17 protein-coding genes and 1 tRNA gene are annotated in these 17822 nt (G+C 43.5%); all 18 read left to right on the top strand.

The window, feature by feature from the left end; genetic code table 11:
- Positions 1-84 precede the first annotated feature (84 nt).
- Positions 85-157 (top strand) — tRNA-Trp (locus H9Q13_RS13535).
- A 27-nt stretch (positions 158-184) separates the two neighbouring features.
- Positions 185-376, top strand: a complete 192-nt coding sequence (gene secE / locus H9Q13_RS13540; protein WP_191184349.1) for a preprotein translocase subunit SecE — start codon at positions 185-187, stop codon at positions 374-376.
- A gap of 9 nt (positions 377-385) precedes the next feature.
- Positions 386-943 (top strand): transcription termination/antitermination protein NusG, encoded by a 558-nt coding sequence (gene nusG / locus H9Q13_RS13545; RefSeq protein WP_191184350.1) that lies wholly within the window; start codon positions 386-388, stop codon positions 941-943.
- A 12-nt stretch (positions 944-955) separates the two neighbouring features.
- On the top strand, positions 956-1399 hold the full coding sequence (rplK, locus tag H9Q13_RS13550; RefSeq protein WP_185196846.1) for a 50S ribosomal protein L11: 444 nt from the start codon (positions 956-958) through the stop codon (positions 1397-1399).
- A gap of 16 nt (positions 1400-1415) precedes the next feature.
- Entirely contained in the window at positions 1416-2108 is a 693-nt protein-coding gene (rplA, locus tag H9Q13_RS13555; RefSeq protein WP_191184351.1) for a 50S ribosomal protein L1, read from the top strand.
- Positions 2109-2112: 4 nt separating this feature from the next.
- Positions 2113-2637, top strand: a complete 525-nt coding sequence (gene rplJ / locus H9Q13_RS13560; protein ID WP_191184352.1) for a 50S ribosomal protein L10 — start codon at positions 2113-2115, stop codon at positions 2635-2637.
- A gap of 41 nt (positions 2638-2678) precedes the next feature.
- Complete coding sequence (gene rplL / locus H9Q13_RS13565) at positions 2679-3059, top strand: 50S ribosomal protein L7/L12 (protein ID WP_191184353.1); 381 nt, start codon at positions 2679-2681, stop codon at positions 3057-3059.
- Positions 3060-3217: 158 nt separating this feature from the next.
- Complete coding sequence (gene rpoB, locus H9Q13_RS13570) at positions 3218-7090, top strand: DNA-directed RNA polymerase subunit beta (RefSeq protein WP_191184354.1); 3873 nt, start codon at positions 3218-3220, stop codon at positions 7088-7090.
- 103 nt (positions 7091-7193) lie between these two features.
- Positions 7194-11519 carry a DNA-directed RNA polymerase subunit beta' gene (rpoC, locus tag H9Q13_RS13575; RefSeq protein ID WP_191184355.1) on the top strand — a complete coding sequence of 1442 codons (4326 nt, stop codon included), beginning with the start codon at positions 7194-7196 and terminating at the stop codon, positions 11517-11519.
- 6 nt (positions 11520-11525) lie between these two features.
- The gene (locus H9Q13_RS13580; protein ID WP_191184356.1) at positions 11526-11843 is read left to right on the top strand and encodes a DUF3467 domain-containing protein; all 318 of its coding nucleotides are present in this window, start codon (positions 11526-11528) and stop codon (positions 11841-11843) included.
- A gap of 105 nt (positions 11844-11948) precedes the next feature.
- Positions 11949-12365: a 30S ribosomal protein S12 gene (rpsL, locus tag H9Q13_RS13585; RefSeq protein WP_115565639.1), complete on the top strand. Its 417-nt coding sequence runs from the start codon at positions 11949-11951 to the stop codon at positions 12363-12365.
- A 19-nt stretch (positions 12366-12384) separates the two neighbouring features.
- Positions 12385-12852, top strand: a complete 468-nt coding sequence (gene rpsG / locus H9Q13_RS13590; RefSeq protein WP_076669252.1) for a 30S ribosomal protein S7 — start codon at positions 12385-12387, stop codon at positions 12850-12852.
- A gap of 3 nt (positions 12853-12855) precedes the next feature.
- A complete protein-coding gene (fusA, locus tag H9Q13_RS13595) occupies positions 12856-14958 on the top strand; it encodes an elongation factor G (protein ID WP_191184357.1) in 2103 nt (700 codons plus the stop codon).
- An 11-nt stretch (positions 14959-14969) separates the two neighbouring features.
- Positions 14970-15275 (top strand): 30S ribosomal protein S10, encoded by a 306-nt coding sequence (rpsJ, locus tag H9Q13_RS13600; RefSeq protein WP_007654312.1) that lies wholly within the window; start codon positions 14970-14972, stop codon positions 15273-15275.
- 175 nt (positions 15276-15450) lie between these two features.
- Entirely contained in the window at positions 15451-16068 is a 618-nt protein-coding gene (gene rplC / locus H9Q13_RS13605; RefSeq protein ID WP_191184358.1) for a 50S ribosomal protein L3, read from the top strand.
- Position 16069: 1 nt separating this feature from the next.
- The gene (gene rplD / locus H9Q13_RS13610; RefSeq protein WP_191184359.1) at positions 16070-16696 is read left to right on the top strand and encodes a 50S ribosomal protein L4; all 627 of its coding nucleotides are present in this window, start codon (positions 16070-16072) and stop codon (positions 16694-16696) included.
- A gap of 2 nt (positions 16697-16698) precedes the next feature.
- Positions 16699-16986, top strand: coding sequence for a 50S ribosomal protein L23 (gene rplW / locus H9Q13_RS13615; RefSeq protein ID WP_191184360.1), 288 nt, complete (start codon positions 16699-16701; stop codon positions 16984-16986).
- 10 nt (positions 16987-16996) lie between these two features.
- The gene (rplB, locus tag H9Q13_RS13620; RefSeq protein WP_191184361.1) at positions 16997-17821 is read left to right on the top strand and encodes a 50S ribosomal protein L2; all 825 of its coding nucleotides are present in this window, start codon (positions 16997-16999) and stop codon (positions 17819-17821) included.
- Position 17822: the final 1 nt, after the last annotated feature.

The following is a 17822-nucleotide window of genomic DNA, read 5'->3' on the forward strand; positions in this document are numbered from 1 at the left end:
TGAAATCTTTTTTAGGAACGGGTTTGTTTTTAATATACTTTTGAATAAATTTGCACTCCAATTAAAATTGGCGTGCATTTTTTTACGGGTGTAGCTCAATTGGTAGAGTAGTGGTCTCCAAAACCATTGGCTGGGAGTTCGAGTCTCTCCACCCGTGCAATTATAATCTATTAAAGCGAAGGCGATGAGCAAAGTAAAAGGCTACATAGACGAGACAGTGGAGGAAATGAAAAACAAAGTTTCATGGCCTTCATATTCTGAACTGCAGAATAGTTCTGTATTGGTGCTAATTGGGTCTTTAATATTTGCCCTGGTTGTCGGAGCGATGGATTTTGTTTTTGACTCCACGCTGTCTTGGTTTTACAACCAGTTTTAATATAGGTCTATGGCTGATTTAAAATGGTATGTAGTTCGGGCGGTAAGTGGCCAGGAAAAAAAGGCTAAAGCTTATCTGGAAAACGAGATAGTAAGGCAGAATCTAGGAGAATACGTTCCTCAAGTGCTTATACCTGCAGAGAAGGTATATGAAATGCGTGGAGGTAAAAAGAAGATCAGAGAACGCAACTTCTTTCCGGGTTATGTGCTAGTTCACGCTGATCTTTCACATGGTGAAGCAGAGCACATTATCATCAGTACACCAGGAGTTATCGGATTCCTGGGGTCTAACGAAGGAGGCCAGACTAAAAAGCCTGTACCGTTACGCCAGTCTGAGGTGAACAGAATCCTGGGAACTGTAGACGAGGCGGAGGAGCAGACAGAAGTGCTGGATACTCCGTTCTTGGTAGGAGAAATGGTGAAGGTGATGGACGGTCCTTTCAGTGGTTTCTCCGGTACAGTAGAAGAGGTGTTCGAAGAACGTAAGAAGCTTAATGTTATGGTGAAGATATTTGGTCGTAACACTCCGGTTGAGCTGAATTACATGCAGGTAGAAAAAGAATCGTAGTAAATACAAATAATGGCAAAGGAAATAAAAGGTTATCTGAAACTTCAGATAAAGGGAGGTGCCGCGAATCCATCGCCACCGGTTGGACCTGCACTTGGTTCTAAAGGTCTTAACATCATGGAGTTCTGTAAGCAGTTTAATGCTAGAACCCAGGATAAGCCAGGACAAGTGTTACCAGTATTGATTACAATATACGCAGATAAGTCCTTCGACTTCGTGGTTAAGACGCCACCTGCTCCAGTATTGCTAATGGATGCTGCTAAAATTAAGGGAGGTTCTAAGGAGCCTAACCGTAACAAAGTAGGTTCAGTTACATGGGATCAGGTAAGAGAGATTGCAGAACTGAAAATGCCTGATTTGAATGCTTTCAAGCTAGAGTCTGCCATGAAAATGGTAGCTGGTACAGCAAGAAGCATGGGTATTACAGTGTCTGGAAACGCTCCGTGGAACGAATAATTAGAGTTAAAGGATAATGGCGAAGATTTCAAAGAACAGGAAAGCAGCCCTAGAAAAGGCTGACCTGACAAAAGAGTATTCTTTAACAGATGCGGCTTCAGTAGTAAAGGAAATTACTTTTACCAAGTTTGATGCCTCTGTTGATATTGATGTACGCTTAGGCGTTGACCCTCGCAAGGCTGACCAAATGGTTCGTGGTATTGTTACCCTTCCTCACGGTACTGGTAAAGATGTAAAAGTTCTTGCACTCGTTACTCCTGACAAAGAGCAGGAGGCGAAAGACGCCGGTGCTGACTTCGTTGGTCTTGATGATTATATCCAAAAGATCGAAAAAGGCTGGACAGATGTAGACGTGATCATCACGATGCCTGCTGTAATGGCTAAAGTTGGTCGTTTGGGCAGAATATTAGGCCCACGTAACTTGATGCCAAACCCTAAGTCTGGCACTGTTACACAAGATGTAGCGAAAGCAGTTAAGGAAGTAAAAGCAGGTAAGATAGACTTCAAAGTTGACAAATATGGTATCATCCATACAAGTGTTGGCAAAGTGTCTTTTGCACCTGAGCAACTTGCCGCCAATGCAGCAGAAGTAATCGCTACATTAAACCGTCTGAAGCCATCTTCAGCAAAGGGTACTTACATTAAGAGCATAACATTGTCTAGTACAATGAGCCCGGCCGTAATCGTTGACAAGAACGCAACTATCTAAGAACATGACCAGGGAAGAAAAAGAGATAATTGTTAAAGACCTGAGCGAGAAGTTAGCTAACACTAATTACTTCTATATCACAGATTCCTCTGCTATGACAGTAGCAGGCATCAACCAGTTCAGGAGAATGGCCTTCGATAGAGGTCTTGAGTATAAAGTTTACAAAAACACACTCATCAAGAAAGCACTGGATACACTGGACACAGACACTACAGCCCTAACAGGCGTATTGAAGGGTTCATCTGGTATTTTGTTTTCTACTGAGTCTGGCAATGCTCCGGCAAAGCTTATCAAAGACTTTAGAAAAAAAGGTAACACGCTTCCACTTTTAAAGGGTGCCTTTATTGATAGCGGGATATATGTTGGAGATGACCAACTTGAGACCCTATCAAACATCAAGTCTAAGAATGAGCTCATCGGAGATATCATTGGCTTACTTCAATCTCCAGCTAAAAATGTTGTTTCTGCTCTCCAGAGCAGCGGCGGTAAATTGGCCGGTATCCTGAAGACTTTATCTGAAAAAGAATAATTTAAAAACGTAATCAATAAGTAACTTTTAATTTCAATAAAATGGCAGATTTGAAAGCATTCGCTGAGCAGTTAGTAAACTTGACTGTGAAAGAGGTTAATGAACTAGCTACAATTCTTAAGGACGAGTATGGTATCGAGCCAGCTGCTGCTGCTCCAGTTATGATGGCTGGTGGCGCAGGTGCTGAAGGAGGCGCGGCTGCAGAAGAAAAAACTTCTTTTGACGTAATCCTTAAGTCAGCAGGTGCATCTAAACTAGCAGTTGTTAAGCTAGTGAAAGAACTTACTGGTCTTGGTCTGAAAGAAGCTAAAGAACTGGTAGACGGCGCTCCTAAGCCACTTAAAGAAGGTGTTGCTAAGGACGAAGCAGATTCATTGAAGAAATCTTTGGAAGAAGCTGGTGCTGAAGTAGAGGTTAAATAATCTCACTTACCAACATACCGATAACAGGTAGACCTGGCATATTCGTCAGGTCTTTTCCTGTTTGTATATGGATTCATCTGATGAATCCTTTTTTTGCCCGTAGCGAGTTTAAAAGCTATGCGCTGGAATCATATTGTAAACGTTAAAATTCCACAGCTTTGGCTAAGAATAAAACGACAGAGCGAATCAATTTTGCCTCTATAAACCCGGTTATTGACTACCCTGACTTCCTGGATGTTCAGTTACAGTCATTCCAGGACTTCTTCCAGTTGGAAACTCCAGCTGAGAATAGGGCTCAGGAAGGTTTGTTCAAGGTGTTCGCTGAGAACTTTCCGATTTCTGATTCACGAGAGAACTTCGTACTCGAGTTTATCGACTACCATATTGACCCACCAAAATACTCAGTAGATGAGTGTATTGACAGAGGGCTCACTTATTCGGTTCCGCTTAAAGCCAAACTTCGTCTTATCTGTAATGATGAAGACAATGAAGACTTTGAAACGATCGAACAAGAGGTTTTCTTGGGTAACATTCCATACATGACGGAAAAAGGCTCCTTTGTTATCAATGGAGCTGAACGCGTTATAGTATCTCAACTCCATAGATCACCAGGTGTGTTCTTTGCACAAAGCAAGCACACAAACGGTACAAAACTGTATTCTGCCAGAATCATTCCTTTTAAAGGATCTTGGGTTGAGTTTGCGACGGACGTAAATAACGTGATGTATGCTTACATCGACCGTAAGAAAAAGTTTCCTGTTACGACACTTTTGCGTGCGATAGGCTATGGAACGGACAAGGATATCCTGGATCTGTTCGGCCTCTCTGAGGAAATCCCAGCAACAAAGTCTAATCTTAAAAACGCGATAGGCAGAAAGCTGGCGGCGCGTGTACTAAGAACCTGGACTGAAGACTTTGTGGATGAAGATACAGGTGAAGTTGTATCGATCGACCGTAACGAAGTACTCCTTGAGCGTGATTCAGAAATCACAGCGGAAGATATTGATGTAATACAGGATTCTGGTGTTAAATCTATTATTCTACACCGCGAGAACGTAAACATTGCTGACTACGCAATCATTTACAATACTCTTCAGAAAGACAATTCTAACTCGGAGAAAGAAGCGGTAGAGCAGATTTATCGTCAGCTCCGTAATACTGAGGCGCCTGATGAAGAGACAGCACGTGATATTATTCAGAAGCTGTTTTTCTCTGACAAACGCTACGATCTGGGTGAAGTTGGTCGCTATAGAATCAATAAGAAACTTGGCCTTGATACAAATTGGGATGCAAAGGTTCTGACCAATGAGGATATTGTCCTGATTGTGAAGTACCTGATCGGTTTGATTAACTCGAAAGCTGTGGTGGATGATATTGACCACTTGAGCAACCGTCGTGTTAGAACGGTTGGTGAGCAGCTTTATGCGCAGTTCGGTGTAGGTCTAGCCCGTATGGCCAGAACGATCAAGGAACGCATGAACGTACGTGATAACGAGGACTTCAAACCTGTTGATTTGATCAACGCACGTACGCTTTCATCTGTGATTAATTCGTTTTTTGGAACCAACCAGCTTTCACAGTTCATGGACCAGACGAACCCACTAGCGGAGGTAACGCATAAGCGTCGTGTCTCTGCACTGGGGCCAGGCGGTCTGTCCAGAGAGCGTGCTGGTTTCGAGGTACGTGACGTTCACTACACTCACTATGGACGTCTGTGTACAATTGAAACTCCAGAAGGACCGAACATCGGTTTGATCTCTTCTTTGTGCGTTCATGCTCGGGTTAACCACATGGGTTTTATCGAAACTCCTTACCGTAAGGTAAATGAAGGTATAGTGGAGATGAATGGAACGGTGGAATACCTGACTGCTGAAGAAGAAGATACCCACCACATTGCACAGGCCAATGCCATTATCGATGATAAAGGTAACTTCATAAATGATAGAGTAAAGGGACGATTCGAGGGTGACTTCCCGGTAGAAGAGCCTAAGACCTATACCTACATGGACGTTGCGCCAAACCAGATTGTATCGGTAGCTGCCTCGTTGATTCCATTTTTGGAGCACGATGACGCGAACCGTGCCTTGATGGGATCAAACATGCAGCGCCAGGCAGTTCCACTTTTGAAGCCGGAAGCCCCTATTGTGGGTACAGGTTTAGAAAGAAGAGCTGCGATTGACTCTAGAGCATTAGTAATTGCTGAAGGTGACGGCTTAATTGATTTTGTTGATGCCAATAAGATTGTAGTAAAGTACGATCTGACAGAAGAAGAGAAACTGGTTGCCTTCGATGCAGAATTCGTTACATACAACCTGATCAAGTTCCGAAGAACTAACCAGGATACCTGCATTAACTTAACACCAATTGTCTATACCGGACAGCGTGTAACGAAAGGTCAGCCGCTTTGCGAAGGATACGCCACCAACAACGGTGAACTAGCAATAGGCCGAAACATGCAGGTGGCGTTCATGCCTTGGCAAGGATATAACTTCGAGGATGCTATTGTTATCTCTGAAAAAGTAGTAAGAGATGACATCTTTACTTCTATACACATTGAGGAGTTCGAACTTGAGGTTCGTGAGACGAAGCGTGGTGAAGAAGAACTGACTTCTGAGATTCCGAACGTAAGTGAGGAAGCTGTGAAGAATTTGGACGAAAACGGTATCATCCGTATAGGAGCTGAAGTTCGTGAAGGTGACATCCTGATCGGCAAGATCACACCGAAAGGTGAGACAGACCCAACTCCGGAGGAGAAACTTCTTCGTGCTATCTTCGGAGATAAAGCCGGTGACGTGAAGGACGCCTCGCTTAAGGCGCCACCATCACTGAACGGTGTTGTTATTGAAACGAAGCTTTTCTCTAGACCTAAGAAAGACAAAAACCTACGGGCCAAGTCTAAGAAAGAGGTAGAAGAGCTTAAAGTGAAATACTCAAAGGATTTGACTGCCATTAAGAACGTAATGGTTGACAAACTGGTGACTTTGTTGGAAGGCAAAACGTCTCAAGGCATCAAACACAAGTTTGGTGATGAGATTCTTACTAAAGGCGTTAAGTTTTCTAAGAAAAACATCATAGAGGCCCTATTCCCTGAGAAGAACCCATACAAGGACGAAAGTAACTATGCGGTTCCGGAAGAGGTGAATATGTTTAAGGACCTTATTCTTGAGAATTGGACAGCTGATGAGAAAACCAATAGCATGCTGTTGGAACTTGTTAAGAACTACAACAAGCGCCGCAACATCACGTCAGCCCACTTCAAGCGTGAGCGTTTCACTTTAGAAGTAGGAGATGAACTGCCAGCAGGAATCGTTCAACTTGCCAAAGTGTACATCGCCAAAAAGCGTAAGCTCAAAGTAGGTGACAAGATGGCGGGTCGTCACGGTAACAAGGGTGTAGTAGCCCGTATCGTGCGTGAAGAAGATATGCCATTCCTGGAGACAGGTGAACCAATGGACATCGTCTTGAATCCGCTAGGTGTACCTTCAAGGATGAACATCGGTCAGATTTATGAGACGGTACTTGGATGGGCTGGAAAGAAATTGGGCAGAACTTATGCTACTCCAATTTTTGACGGTGCTACAGAAGATCAGGTTTCTGCAGAACTGGCTGAGGCAGGACTTCCTAAGTTCGGACGTTCATACCTGTATGATGGTTTGTCAGGCGATCGTTTTGACCAACCTGTAACAGTTGGTATCATTTACATGCTGAAACTGGGTCACTTAGTTGACGATAAGATGCACGCTCGTTCGATCGGTCCATACTCACTGATTACACAGCAGCCATTGGGTGGTAAAGCCCAATTCGGTGGTCAGCGTTTTGGTGAAATGGAAGTGTGGGCACTAGAGGCATTCGGTGCATCAAACGTACTGCAGGAAATACTTACAGTGAAATCTGACGACGTGATCGGCCGTGCGAAAGCCTATGAGGCAATTGTAAAAGGCGATGTGTTGCCAAAGCCAAATATCCCGGAATCATTCAATGTACTGATTCACGAGTTAAGAGGTCTGGCGCTCGAAATCACGTTAGAGTAACTAAAGTTTAAGCTGAGCGCTTTGGCATATTGCCGGAGTGCTCAGCATACTTTATGCGGATTAGCGTAAGGCATATTCATTGTATCGACATTATTATAATAATATGGCATTTGCAAAAAACAAAAAGCTAACTCAGGACTTCTCCAAAGTAACGATCAGCTTGGCTTCTCCAGAGTCGATTCTGGAAAGATCAAATGGCGAGGTTACAAAGCCTGAGACAATCAACTATAGAACCTATAAGCCTGAGATGGGTGGTTTATTCTGTGAAAGAATATTCGGACCTGTAAAGGACTGGGAATGCCACTGCGGAAAATATAAGAGAATCAGATATAAGGGTATCATCTGCGACCGTTGCGGTGTAGAGGTTACTGAGAAAAAAGTGCGTCGTGAGCGCATGGGGCACATCGAGCTGGTAGTTCCTGTTGCTCACATCTGGTACTTCAAATCTCTTCCAAATAAAATAGGTTATCTGTTAGGCTTGCCAACCAAGAAGCTTGACCAGATCATCTATTATGAAAGATATGTAGTTATCCAACCTGGTATACTGGCAGAAGATGGGGTAAACACGCTGGACTTCCTGACAGAAGACGAATACCTGGATATGATTGACAAGCTCCCTCGCGAGAACCAGATGTTGGACAATAATGATCCAAATAAGTTCATCGCGAAGATGGGTGCTGAGGCATTACAAATGCTGTTGGAGCGAACGAACTTGGACGATTTGTCCTACGAGCTTCGTCATGCTGCTGCTCACGAGACTTCACAACAGCGTAAAGCTGAAGCTTTAAAGCGTCTTCGTGTGGTAGAGGCGTTCCGTGATGCAACAACAAGAATCGAAAACAGACCAGAGTGGATGATCATCCGTATGGTGCCTGTTATTCCACCTGAGCTTCGTCCGCTTGTTCCATTGGATGGTGGCCGTTTTGCTACATCTGACTTGAACGACCTTTACAGACGTGTTATTATCCGTAACAACCGTCTGAAGCGTCTGATCGAGATCAAAGCTCCAGAGGTAATTCTCCGTAACGAGAAGCGTATGCTTCAAGAGGCGGTAGACTCCCTGTTTGACAACTCACGTAAAGTGAACGCTGTTCGTGCAGAAGGTAACCGTGCACTGAAGTCGCTTTCTGACATGTTGAAAGGTAAGCAGGGACGTTTCCGTCAAAACTTGCTTGGTAAGCGTGTTGACTACTCTGGTCGTTCGGTAATTGTTGTTGGACCTGAACTGAAGCTGCATGAGTGCGGTCTGCCTAAGAATATGGCAGCTGAGCTCTTCAAGCCGTTTATCATCCGCAAGCTAATCGAAAGAGGCATCGTGAAGACGGTGAAGTCTGCCAAGAAGATTGTGGACCGTAAGGATCCTGTTGTTTGGGATATCTTGGAGAACGTGCTGAAAGGCCATCCAGTGCTCCTTAACCGTGCTCCTACACTCCACAGATTGGGTATACAGGCTTTCCAGCCAAAGCTGATCGAAGGAAAAGCAATACAGCTGCACCCATTGGTATGTACGGCATTCAACGCTGACTTTGACGGTGACCAGATGGCGGTGCACGTTCCTCTCGGACCTGCAGCGGTACTGGAAGCCTCTATGCTGATGCTTGCTTCACATAACATCCTGAACCCGGCGAATGGTGCACCAATTGCGGTACCTTCTCAGGACATGGTACTTGGTCTATACTACGTATCGAAAGGAAAGCGTAGCACAGAAAATGAGATTATACCTGGTGAAGGCATGAGCTTCTACTCTGCGGAGGAAGTTATCATCGCAATCAACGAAGGCCGTCTATCTAAGCAAGCTTACATTAAAGTAAGAGCTAAGATAAAAGACGAAAAAGGCGAACTGGTTACGAAACTCATCGAGACAGTAGCAGGCCGCGTAATCTTCAACCAGTTTGTGCCAGAAGAGGTGGGATACATTGATGAACTGTTGACGAAGAAAAAGCTTCAGCAGATCATTTCACGAGTATTCAAAGAAACGGGTATGGCCCGTACCGCCCACTTCCTTGATGATATCAAAACACTAGGTTTCCAGTCTGCCTATAAAGGCGGTCTGTCAATGGGTCTGGGTGACATACAGATTCCAGCAGAGAAGGATATTCTGGTAGCACAGGCTAAGAAGGATGTAGATGCTGTATGGCAAAATTACTCCATGGGTCTGATCACAGACAATGAGCGTTATAACCAGGTGATCGATATCTGGACTCGTATCAACAACCAGATTACCGAAACGTTGATGCGCCGTCTGGAGAATGATGATCAGGGTTTCAACTCAATCTTTATGATGATGCACTCCGGTGCTCGTGGTTCGAGAGAGCAGATCCGTCAGTTGGGTGGTATGCGTGGTCTGATGGCGAAACCTCAGAAATCATTGCAAGGCTCAGTAGGTGAGATTATTGAAAACCCGATTCTTTCTAACTTTAAGGAAGGTCTTGATGTAATCGAGTACTTTATCTCTACTCACGGTGCCCGTAAAGGTCTAGCCGATACGGCTCTTAAGACTGCGGATGCTGGTTACCTGACTCGTCGTTTGGTAGACGTATCGCAGGACGTAATCGTGAATGAGGAAGATTGCGGTACGCTGAGAGGTCTGGAAGTGAGCGCACTGAAAGACAACGAAGATATCGTGGAGTCTCTATCAGAACGTATCCTTGGCCGTGTAACAGTACATGATGTATACGATCCTATTACAAATGAACTGATTGTAGAGTCTGGAGATGAGGTGACTGAAGAAGTAGCTCGTGCAATTGAGAACACGGCTATTGAAACGGTGGAGATTCGCTCAGTTCTTACCTGTGAGTCTAAGCGCGGAATATGTGCTAAGTGCTACGGCCGTAACCTGGCAACAGGCTTTATGGTGCAGAAAGGTGAGGCTGTAGGAGTTATTGCCGCGCAGTCAATCGGTGAACCAGGTACGCAGTTGACACTTCGTACATTCCACGTGGGTGGTACTGCTTCAAACATTGCGGTAGACGCAATGATCAGAGCTAAGTTCGCAGGTAAGATCGAGTTTGAAGATGTGCGTACAATTGAGACCATCAACAACGAAGGAGATCCGGTGAAAGTGGTAATGGGTCGTTCAGGTGAGGTGAAGATCGTAGATCCAACTTCAGGTAAGCTTCTTATCAGTAACCACGTTCCTTATGGTTCATTCATTACTGTAAATGAAGGCCAAATCGTTGAAAAAGGAGATCAGCTGTGTATGTGGGATCCATATAACGCAGTTATACTTTCTGAATTTGACGGTGAGATCTCTTACGAATCGATCATTGAAGGTATCACATATCGTGAGGAGTCCGATGAGCAGACGGGTTACCGTGAAAAAGTAATTATAGACACGAAGGACAAGACGCAAAACCCTGCCATATTGGTAAACCCTAAAAATGGTGAGTCAAAAGGCTATAACATTCCGGTAGGTGCTCACTTGACAGTTGAAAATGGCGAGAAAATCAAAGCTGGTCAAATCCTGGTAAAGATTCCTCGTGCTATCGGTAAGACAAGGGATATTACAGGTGGTCTGCCACGAGTTACTGAACTGTTCGAAGCCCGTAATCCATCTAATCCGGCAGTTGTGTCTGAAATTGATGGTGTAGTAACATACGGAAGCGTGAAGCGTGGTAATCGTGAAATCTTCATTGAGTCGAAAGACGGGGTGAAGAAGAAATACATGGTACCGCTTTCTAAGCACATACTTGTTCAGGACAATGACTTCGTGCGTGCAGGTATGCCTCTATCTGATGGTGCAATTACACCAAATGATATCCTTAATATTCAAGGACCAGGCGCAGTACAAGAGTATCTAGTAAATGAGATACAGGAAGTATACCGCTTACAGGGTGTGAAAATCAATGATAAGCACATTGAAGTTGTTGTTCGCCAGATGATGCAGAAAGTTGTGATTATCGACGCAGGTGATACTAGTTTCCTAGAACACCAGGTAGTAGATAAGATCAACTTCATGGAAGAGAACGACCGCATCATTGACATGAAAGTGGTAGAAGATGCAGGTGACTCCAGTAACTTTAAACCAGGACAAATCGTGACAACCAGAAGACTTCGGGATGAAAATTCCAGTCTGAAGCGACGAGATTTGAAATTGGTAACAGTACGTGATGCTTCTCCAGCAGTATCGAGACCAACATTGCAAGGTATAACGCAGGCTTCATTGGGAACTCAAAGCTTTATTTCTGCGGCATCATTCCAGGAAACCACGAAAGTACTAAGCGAGGCAGCAATCAAAGGCAAGGCAGACGAACTGCTTGGTCTAAAGGAAAACGTGATCGTAGGTCACCTTATCCCAGCCGGTACAGGTTTACGGGAATACCAGAAAATGATTGTTGGCAGTCAAGAAGAGTATGACCAACTGGTAGAGTCCAAGAAAACTGGAACGGGTAGCCGTGCCAGACAGCAAGAGTTACAGAATAACAAATAATCAGGTATGGCAGGGGAACTGAAAAATCAAGACCAAATTAACATTGAGCTTTCTGAAGAGATAGCAGAGGGAGAATATGCCAATCTGGCCATGATCGCCCATTCAAGCGGTGAATTTGTAATTGATTTTATAAGACTAATGCCAGGATTGCCGAAAGCAAAAGTAAAATCTAGAATCGTTATCACGCCAGAGCACGCTAAGAGATTATTAGCGGCTCTGGCCGATAACATTCAAAAATTTGAAACAAGCTTTGGTGAAATTAAGCCAGCAAACGAGGCCCCTTCCTTCCCGATGAACTTCGGAGGAACTATGGGTGAAGCCTAAGGTGCTAATAATTAATGAATTAAAATTTTGAAATTGCAAAGTGATTTTCCTACCTTTGCAGACCAAATTTTAGAGTGAAAAAAATCTATAATTAACAAATTATAAATGCCTACTATACAGCAATTAGTAAGAAAGGGAAGAGAGAAATTAACTTCAAAGTCGAAGTCTCCTGCCCTAGATTCATGCCCACAACGCCGTGGTGTATGTACAAGAGTGTACACAACCACTCCTAAGAAGCCAAACTCAGCTATGCGTAAAGTAGCTAGGGTTAGACTTACAAACGGAAAAGAAGTGAACGCCTATATCCCTGGTGAAGGACATAACCTGCAGGAGCACTCAATTGTGCTTATCAGAGGTGGTAGAGTGAAAGACCTTCCAGGTGTACGTTATCACATCGTGCGCGGTGCTTTAGATACAGCCGGAGTTAGCGGCCGTCTTCAGTCTCGTTCTAAGTATGGTGCAAAGAGACCTAAGCCAGGACAGCCAGCAGCTGCAGCAGGTAAAGGTGGTAAGAAAAAATAATTGATAGAGTAATAATATAATGAGAAAAGCAAAGCCTAAAAGTAGAGTTCTCCTTCCAGACCCAAAGTTCAAAGAGACCTTAGTAACACGCTTCGTAAACTATCTGATGGAAGATGGTAAGAAAAGTATTGCTTATGGTATCTTCTATGATGCTGTAGAATTAGTAGAGCAAAGAACGAAAGAGAACGGCCTTGAGACTTGGAAGAAAGCATTGAACAATGTTATGCCAAGTGTAGAGGTTAAAAGCCGCCGTGTGGGTGGTGCTACTTTCCAAGTGCCGACTGAGGTTCGTCCGGACCGCAGAGTATCTCTTGGTATCAAGTGGATGATTTCTTACGCTCGCAGAAGAGGTGAGAAGACAATGAAAGACAAATTGGCTGGCGAGATTATCGCAGCTGCAAAAGGTGAAGGTGCTGCCGTTAAAAAGAAAGACGACACGCACAGAATGGCCGAGGCTAACAAAGCATTCTCACACTTTAGATTTTAATTAATGGCACGCGATTTAAGATTAACAAGAAATATCGGTATTGCTGCGCACATTGATGCTGGTAAAACAACTACTACTGAGCGAATCCTTTACTATGCTGGTGTAAGCCACAAGATAGGTGAAGTTCACGATGGTGCAGCTACAATGGACTGGATGGAGCAAGAGCAGGAGAGAGGTATTACAATTACTTCTGCAGCTACTACAGTAAACTGGAATTATAGAAACGAGCAGTACCATATCAACATCATTGATACTCCTGGTCACGTGGATTTCACCGTAGAGGTAAACCGTTCGCTGCGTGTATTGGATGGTCTGGTGTTCCTTTTTAGTGCTGTTGATGGTGTAGAGCCTCAGTCAGAGACTAACTGGAGACTTGCTGACAACTATAAAGTGGCACGTATCGGTTTCGTTAATAAAATGGACCGTTCTGGCGCTGATTTCCTTGCAGTATGCAAGCAAGTAAAAGAAATGCTAGGCAGTAATGCTGTAGCACTTCAGCTGCCAATAGGTTCTGAAGATAATTTCAAAGGTGTAGTTGACCTGGTGAACTTCAGAGGTATCGAGTGGAACGAAGAAGATAAAGGTATGACCTTTACTGAAGTTCCAATTCCAGACGATATGATGGAAGAAGCAGAGGAGTACAGAGAGAAGCTTCTTGAGGCAGTGGCAGAGTACGATGAATCTTTAATGGAGAAATACTTTGAAGATCCAAGCTCAATCACTGAAGATGAGATTTTGGCTGCTCTTCGCGCTGCTACGATTGACATGGCGATAGTACCGATGCTTTGCGGTTCATCTTTCAAAAACAAAGGTGTACAGACAATGCTTGACTACGTAATGGCGCTTTGCCCATCACCGATGGATAAAGAAAGCATTATCGGTACTAATCCTGACACAGGGGATGAAGTAGCAAGAAAGCCAAGTGAGAAAGAGCCATTTGCAGGCCTTGCCTTCAAAATCGCAACTGACCCTTACGTAGGTCGTCTATGCTTCGTGCGTGCTTATTCAGGTGTTCTTGAATCAGGTTCTTATATATTCAATTCGCGTTCAGGCAACAAGGAGCGTATATCACGTATCTTCCAGATGCACGCGAATAAGCAAAACCAGATTGATAAACTGCAAGCAGGTGATATTGCAGCCGTTGTTGGTTTTAAAGACATCAAAACAGGAGATACCCTATGTGATCAGAACGCAAAAATCGTTCTAGAGTCCATGGATTTCCCTGAACCAGTAATTGGATATGCGATTGAGCCAAAAACTCAGGCGGACTCTGATAAAATGGGTATGGCTATCGCGAAGCTTGTTGAAGAAGATCCAACACTTCAGGTTAATACAGACGAGGAAACTGGTCAAACTATCCTGAGAGGTATGGGAGAACTTCACCTGGAGATCATTATTGATCGTATGAAGCGTGAATTCAAGGTAGAATTGAATCAGGGTGCACCACAGGTTGCTTACAAAGAAACAATTACCAAGACTGTTGAACACAGAGAAGTATTCAAAAAGCAGTCAGGTGGTCGTGGTAAGTTTGCCGACATTGTGTTCACAATGGGACCAAGAGAAGATGGTAAGCAAGGGCTTGAGTTCGAAAATGCGATTGTGGGCGGTGTGATTCCAAGAGAATTCATTCCAGCCGTGCAAAAAGGTTTCGAAGAGGCGATGAAGAACGGTATTCTAGCTGGCTTCCCAATCGACTCTATGAAAGTGCGTTTGTTCCATGGTTCATTCCACGATGTAGACTCTGATTCACTTTCATTTGAACTTGCTGCACGTCAGGGTTTCAAAGAGGCTGGTAAGCAGTGTGCACCAAAACTGTTAGAGCCAATCATGGCTGTTGACGTAGTTACTCCTGATGAATATACTGGTCCTGTAACAGGTGACTTGAACAGAAGAAGAGGTATCATGAAGGGAATGGATACTAAAGGTACATCTACAGTTGTGAAAGCAGATGTTCCGCTTTCTGAACTGTTTGGTTATGTAACAGACCTTCGTACAATTACTTCAGGAAGAGCTACTGCCTCACTTACTTTCTCACACTATGAGCAAGTACCACAAAACCTGGCAGATGGTATCATTGCAAAATTAAAAGGAACTGCAGCTAAATAGTAGTAAAGATAATGAATCAGAAAATTAGAATTAAGCTTAAGTCTTACGACCACAATCTGGTAGACAAGTCGTCTGAAAAGATTGTAAAAGCTGTAAAAGCTACTGGAGCAATCGTAAGCGGACCAATTCCTCTTCCAACTGAAAAGGATAAGTTTACAGTACTACGTTCACCACACGTTAACAAGAAGTCTCGTGAGCAGTTTCAGCTTTGCACTTACAAGCGTTTAGTTGATATCTACTCTACAAGCTCTAAAACAGTAGACGCCTTGATGAAGCTAGAGCTTCCTAGCGGTGTAGATGTAGAAATCAAAGTTTGATAATAACTACAATCATAAAAAAAGAGAACCAGTACTGGTTCTCTTTTTTTATGTACTGATTAATAATATTTTAGACAAAAGTTGCTAAAGAATTTTAAAATTCATTAACTTTGCACTCCCTTAGCAAAAGCTGAGGGCTAAAATAATTATATCCATCTTTTAAAAAACAAGTTGAATGCCTGGAATTATCGGTAAAAAAATCGGAATGACAAGCCTCTTCACAGCAGATGGTAAATACACTCCAGTTACGCTTATCCAAGCAGGCCCATGTGTAGTTACTCAGGTGAAGACGGTTGAGACTGATGGCTATGCAGCTGTACAGCTTGGCTATGGCGAGAAGAAGCTTAAAAGAGTAACAAAAGCGGAAGCTGGTCACTACAAGAAAGCTAATACGTCAGCTAAGAAAAAAGTTGCTGAATTCGATGTAGAAGGTATATCTCTGAATCTTGGTGATTCAGTTGATGTAAATCTCTTCGAAGAAGGAGAATTTATTGATGTAGTGGGAACATCAAAGGGTAAAGGTTTTCAAGGTGTAGTAAAACGCCACAACTTTGCCGGTGTTGGCGGTCAGACGCACGGTCAGCACAACAGAGCAAGACACCCTGGTTCAATTGGTGCATGTTCTTGGCCGTCACGAGTATTCAAAGGAATGCGCATGGCAGGAAGAATGGGCGGTAATAGAGTTAAGATTCAGAACTTAACTGTATTGCGTGTTATTGCAGAGAAAAATCTGTTGGTAGTTAGTGGCTCTGTACCAGGTGCCAAAAATTCTTACGTGTTAATTGAGAAATAAAATGGAGCTTTCTGTATTGAATATCAAAGGTGAAGATACAGGTAGAAAGGTGAGCCTTTCTGATGCTGTATTTGGCGCCGAGCCAAATGAGCATGCAATGTATCTTGACGTGAAACAGTACCTGGCTAATCAAAGACAAGGTACGCACAAGTCGAAAGAAAGAAACGAAGTAGCCGGATCTACCAAAAAGATCAAAAAGCAAAAAGGTACTGGTGGCGCTCGTGCAGGCAGTATAAAAGCTCCGCTTTTTGTGGGTGGTGGTAGAGTTTTTGGTCCAAAGCCAAGAAACTATAGCTTTAAGCTTAACAAAAAACTGAAAGAAGTAGCCAGAGTATCAGCACTTTCTTTATTGGCGAAAGACAATAAGGTTTCTTTGTTAGAAGCTTTCACATTTGAAACTCCTAAAACGAAAGAGTTTAAGAATATACTTAGCAATCTTCAGGTAACTGGAAAAACTTTATTGGTTTTGCCAGCAGTTGATTCGAATGTAATTCTCTCTGGAAGAAACCTTAACAAGGTTAAAATTTCGACTGCTAGTGACCTAAACACATACGACCTTTTAAATACGGATCGTGTGCTGTTGGTAGAGGAGTCTGTAAACATTATTGAAAACCTCCTAAGCGCATAACAATGAATATTCTGAAAAAACCGCTTCTGACGGAAAAATTCGCTGCCATGAATGAGGTTGGAAAGTATGCTTTCGAGGTGAACATCAAAGCCAACAAGGTTGAAATCAAAAAGGCAGTTGAAAAGCTTTATGGTGTTACTGTTGAGAAGGTAGCTACCATGAAGACGCAAGGTAAAGTAAAGAGCAAGTATACCAAATCGGGTGCTGTATCTGGCCGCGCGGCTTCAAAGAAAAAAGCAATCGTAACCTTGAAAGAGGGCGAAGTGATAGACTTTTATAGCAGCATTTAATTAATTAACAATGGCTTTAAAGAAGTTAAGACCAACAACACCAGGTCAAAGATTCCGAGTAGCCCCGGCGTTCGAAGAGATCACCACAGCTACACCCGAGAAATCTTTGTTGGCACCTATTAAAAAATCTGGTGGACGCAACAACTCAGGTAAAATGACCATGCGCTATATGGGCGGTGGGCATAAGCAAAAGTACAGAATGATAGACTTCAAGCGCACCAAGTATGGTGTTCCAGCTACTGTGAAGACTATTGAGTACGATCCGAACAGAACGGCACGTATTGCACTGCTCTATTATGCTGATGGTGAAAAGAGCTATATCATTGCTCCATCTGGCATTCAAGTAGGTACTGTAATAGTTTCTGGTCCAGGAGTGGCACCAGAAGTAGGTAACTGCCTTCCTCTATCTGATATTCCTCTAGGTACGATCATTCATAACATTGAGCTACAGCCAGGTAATGGTGCTACGCTTGCTAGAAGTGCTGGTTCTTATGCACAGCTGGTTGCGAGAGAAGGCCGTTATGCAACGATTAAGCTTCCTTCTGGTGAGTTAAGAATGGTGCTTGTGAATTGCTATGCTACAGTAGGTACAGTTTCTAACTCTGACCACATGAACGTTAAGATCGGCAAAGCTGGTCGTAACAGATGGTTAGGAAGACGTCCAAGAGTGCGTGGTGTTGCGATGAACCCAGTTGATCACCCTATGGGTGGTGGTGAAGGTAAGTCTTCAGGCGGTCACCCTCGTTCACGTAAAGGCTTACTGGCTAAAGGTCTTAAGACAAGAAGCAAGAAAAAGCATTCAGAGAAACTTATAGTTAATAGAGGAAAGAAATAGT

The organism is Pontibacter aquaedesilientis, from assembly GCF_014773225.1.
GTDB classification, from domain to species: Bacteria; Bacteroidota; Bacteroidia; order Cytophagales; family Hymenobacteraceae; genus Pontibacter; species Pontibacter aquaedesilientis.

What these genes read in the sequence shown, in the direction of transcription:
- rpsL (WP_115565639.1), top strand. Translation starts at nt 11,949, where the DNA reads ATGCCTACTATACAGCAATTAGTAAGAAAGGGAAGAGAGAAATTAACT.
- H9Q13_RS13580 (WP_191184356.1), top strand. Translation starts at nt 11,526, where the DNA reads ATGGCAGGGGAACTGAAAAATCAAGACCAAATTAACATTGAGCTTTCT.
- rpsJ (WP_007654312.1), top strand. Translation starts at nt 14,970, where the DNA reads ATGAATCAGAAAATTAGAATTAAGCTTAAGTCTTACGACCACAATCTG.
- rplB (WP_191184361.1), top strand. Translation starts at nt 16,997, where the DNA reads ATGGCTTTAAAGAAGTTAAGACCAACAACACCAGGTCAAAGATTCCGA.
- rplJ (WP_191184352.1), top strand. Translation starts at nt 2,113, where the DNA reads ATGACCAGGGAAGAAAAAGAGATAATTGTTAAAGACCTGAGCGAGAAG.
- rplA (WP_191184351.1), top strand. Translation starts at nt 1,416, where the DNA reads ATGGCGAAGATTTCAAAGAACAGGAAAGCAGCCCTAGAAAAGGCTGAC.
- rpsG (WP_076669252.1), top strand. Translation starts at nt 12,385, where the DNA reads ATGAGAAAAGCAAAGCCTAAAAGTAGAGTTCTCCTTCCAGACCCAAAG.
- rpoC (WP_191184355.1), top strand. Translation starts at nt 7,194, where the DNA reads ATGGCATTTGCAAAAAACAAAAAGCTAACTCAGGACTTCTCCAAAGTA.
- rplC (WP_191184358.1), top strand. Translation starts at nt 15,451, where the DNA reads ATGCCTGGAATTATCGGTAAAAAAATCGGAATGACAAGCCTCTTCACA.
- rplD (WP_191184359.1), top strand. Translation starts at nt 16,070, where the DNA reads ATGGAGCTTTCTGTATTGAATATCAAAGGTGAAGATACAGGTAGAAAG.
- rplW (WP_191184360.1), top strand. Translation starts at nt 16,699, where the DNA reads ATGAATATTCTGAAAAAACCGCTTCTGACGGAAAAATTCGCTGCCATG.
- fusA (WP_191184357.1), top strand. Translation starts at nt 12,856, where the DNA reads ATGGCACGCGATTTAAGATTAACAAGAAATATCGGTATTGCTGCGCAC.
- nusG (WP_191184350.1), top strand. Translation starts at nt 386, where the DNA reads ATGGCTGATTTAAAATGGTATGTAGTTCGGGCGGTAAGTGGCCAGGAA.
- rplK (WP_185196846.1), top strand. Translation starts at nt 956, where the DNA reads ATGGCAAAGGAAATAAAAGGTTATCTGAAACTTCAGATAAAGGGAGGT.
- rplL (WP_191184353.1), top strand. Translation starts at nt 2,679, where the DNA reads ATGGCAGATTTGAAAGCATTCGCTGAGCAGTTAGTAAACTTGACTGTG.
- secE (WP_191184349.1), top strand. Translation starts at nt 185, where the DNA reads ATGAGCAAAGTAAAAGGCTACATAGACGAGACAGTGGAGGAAATGAAA.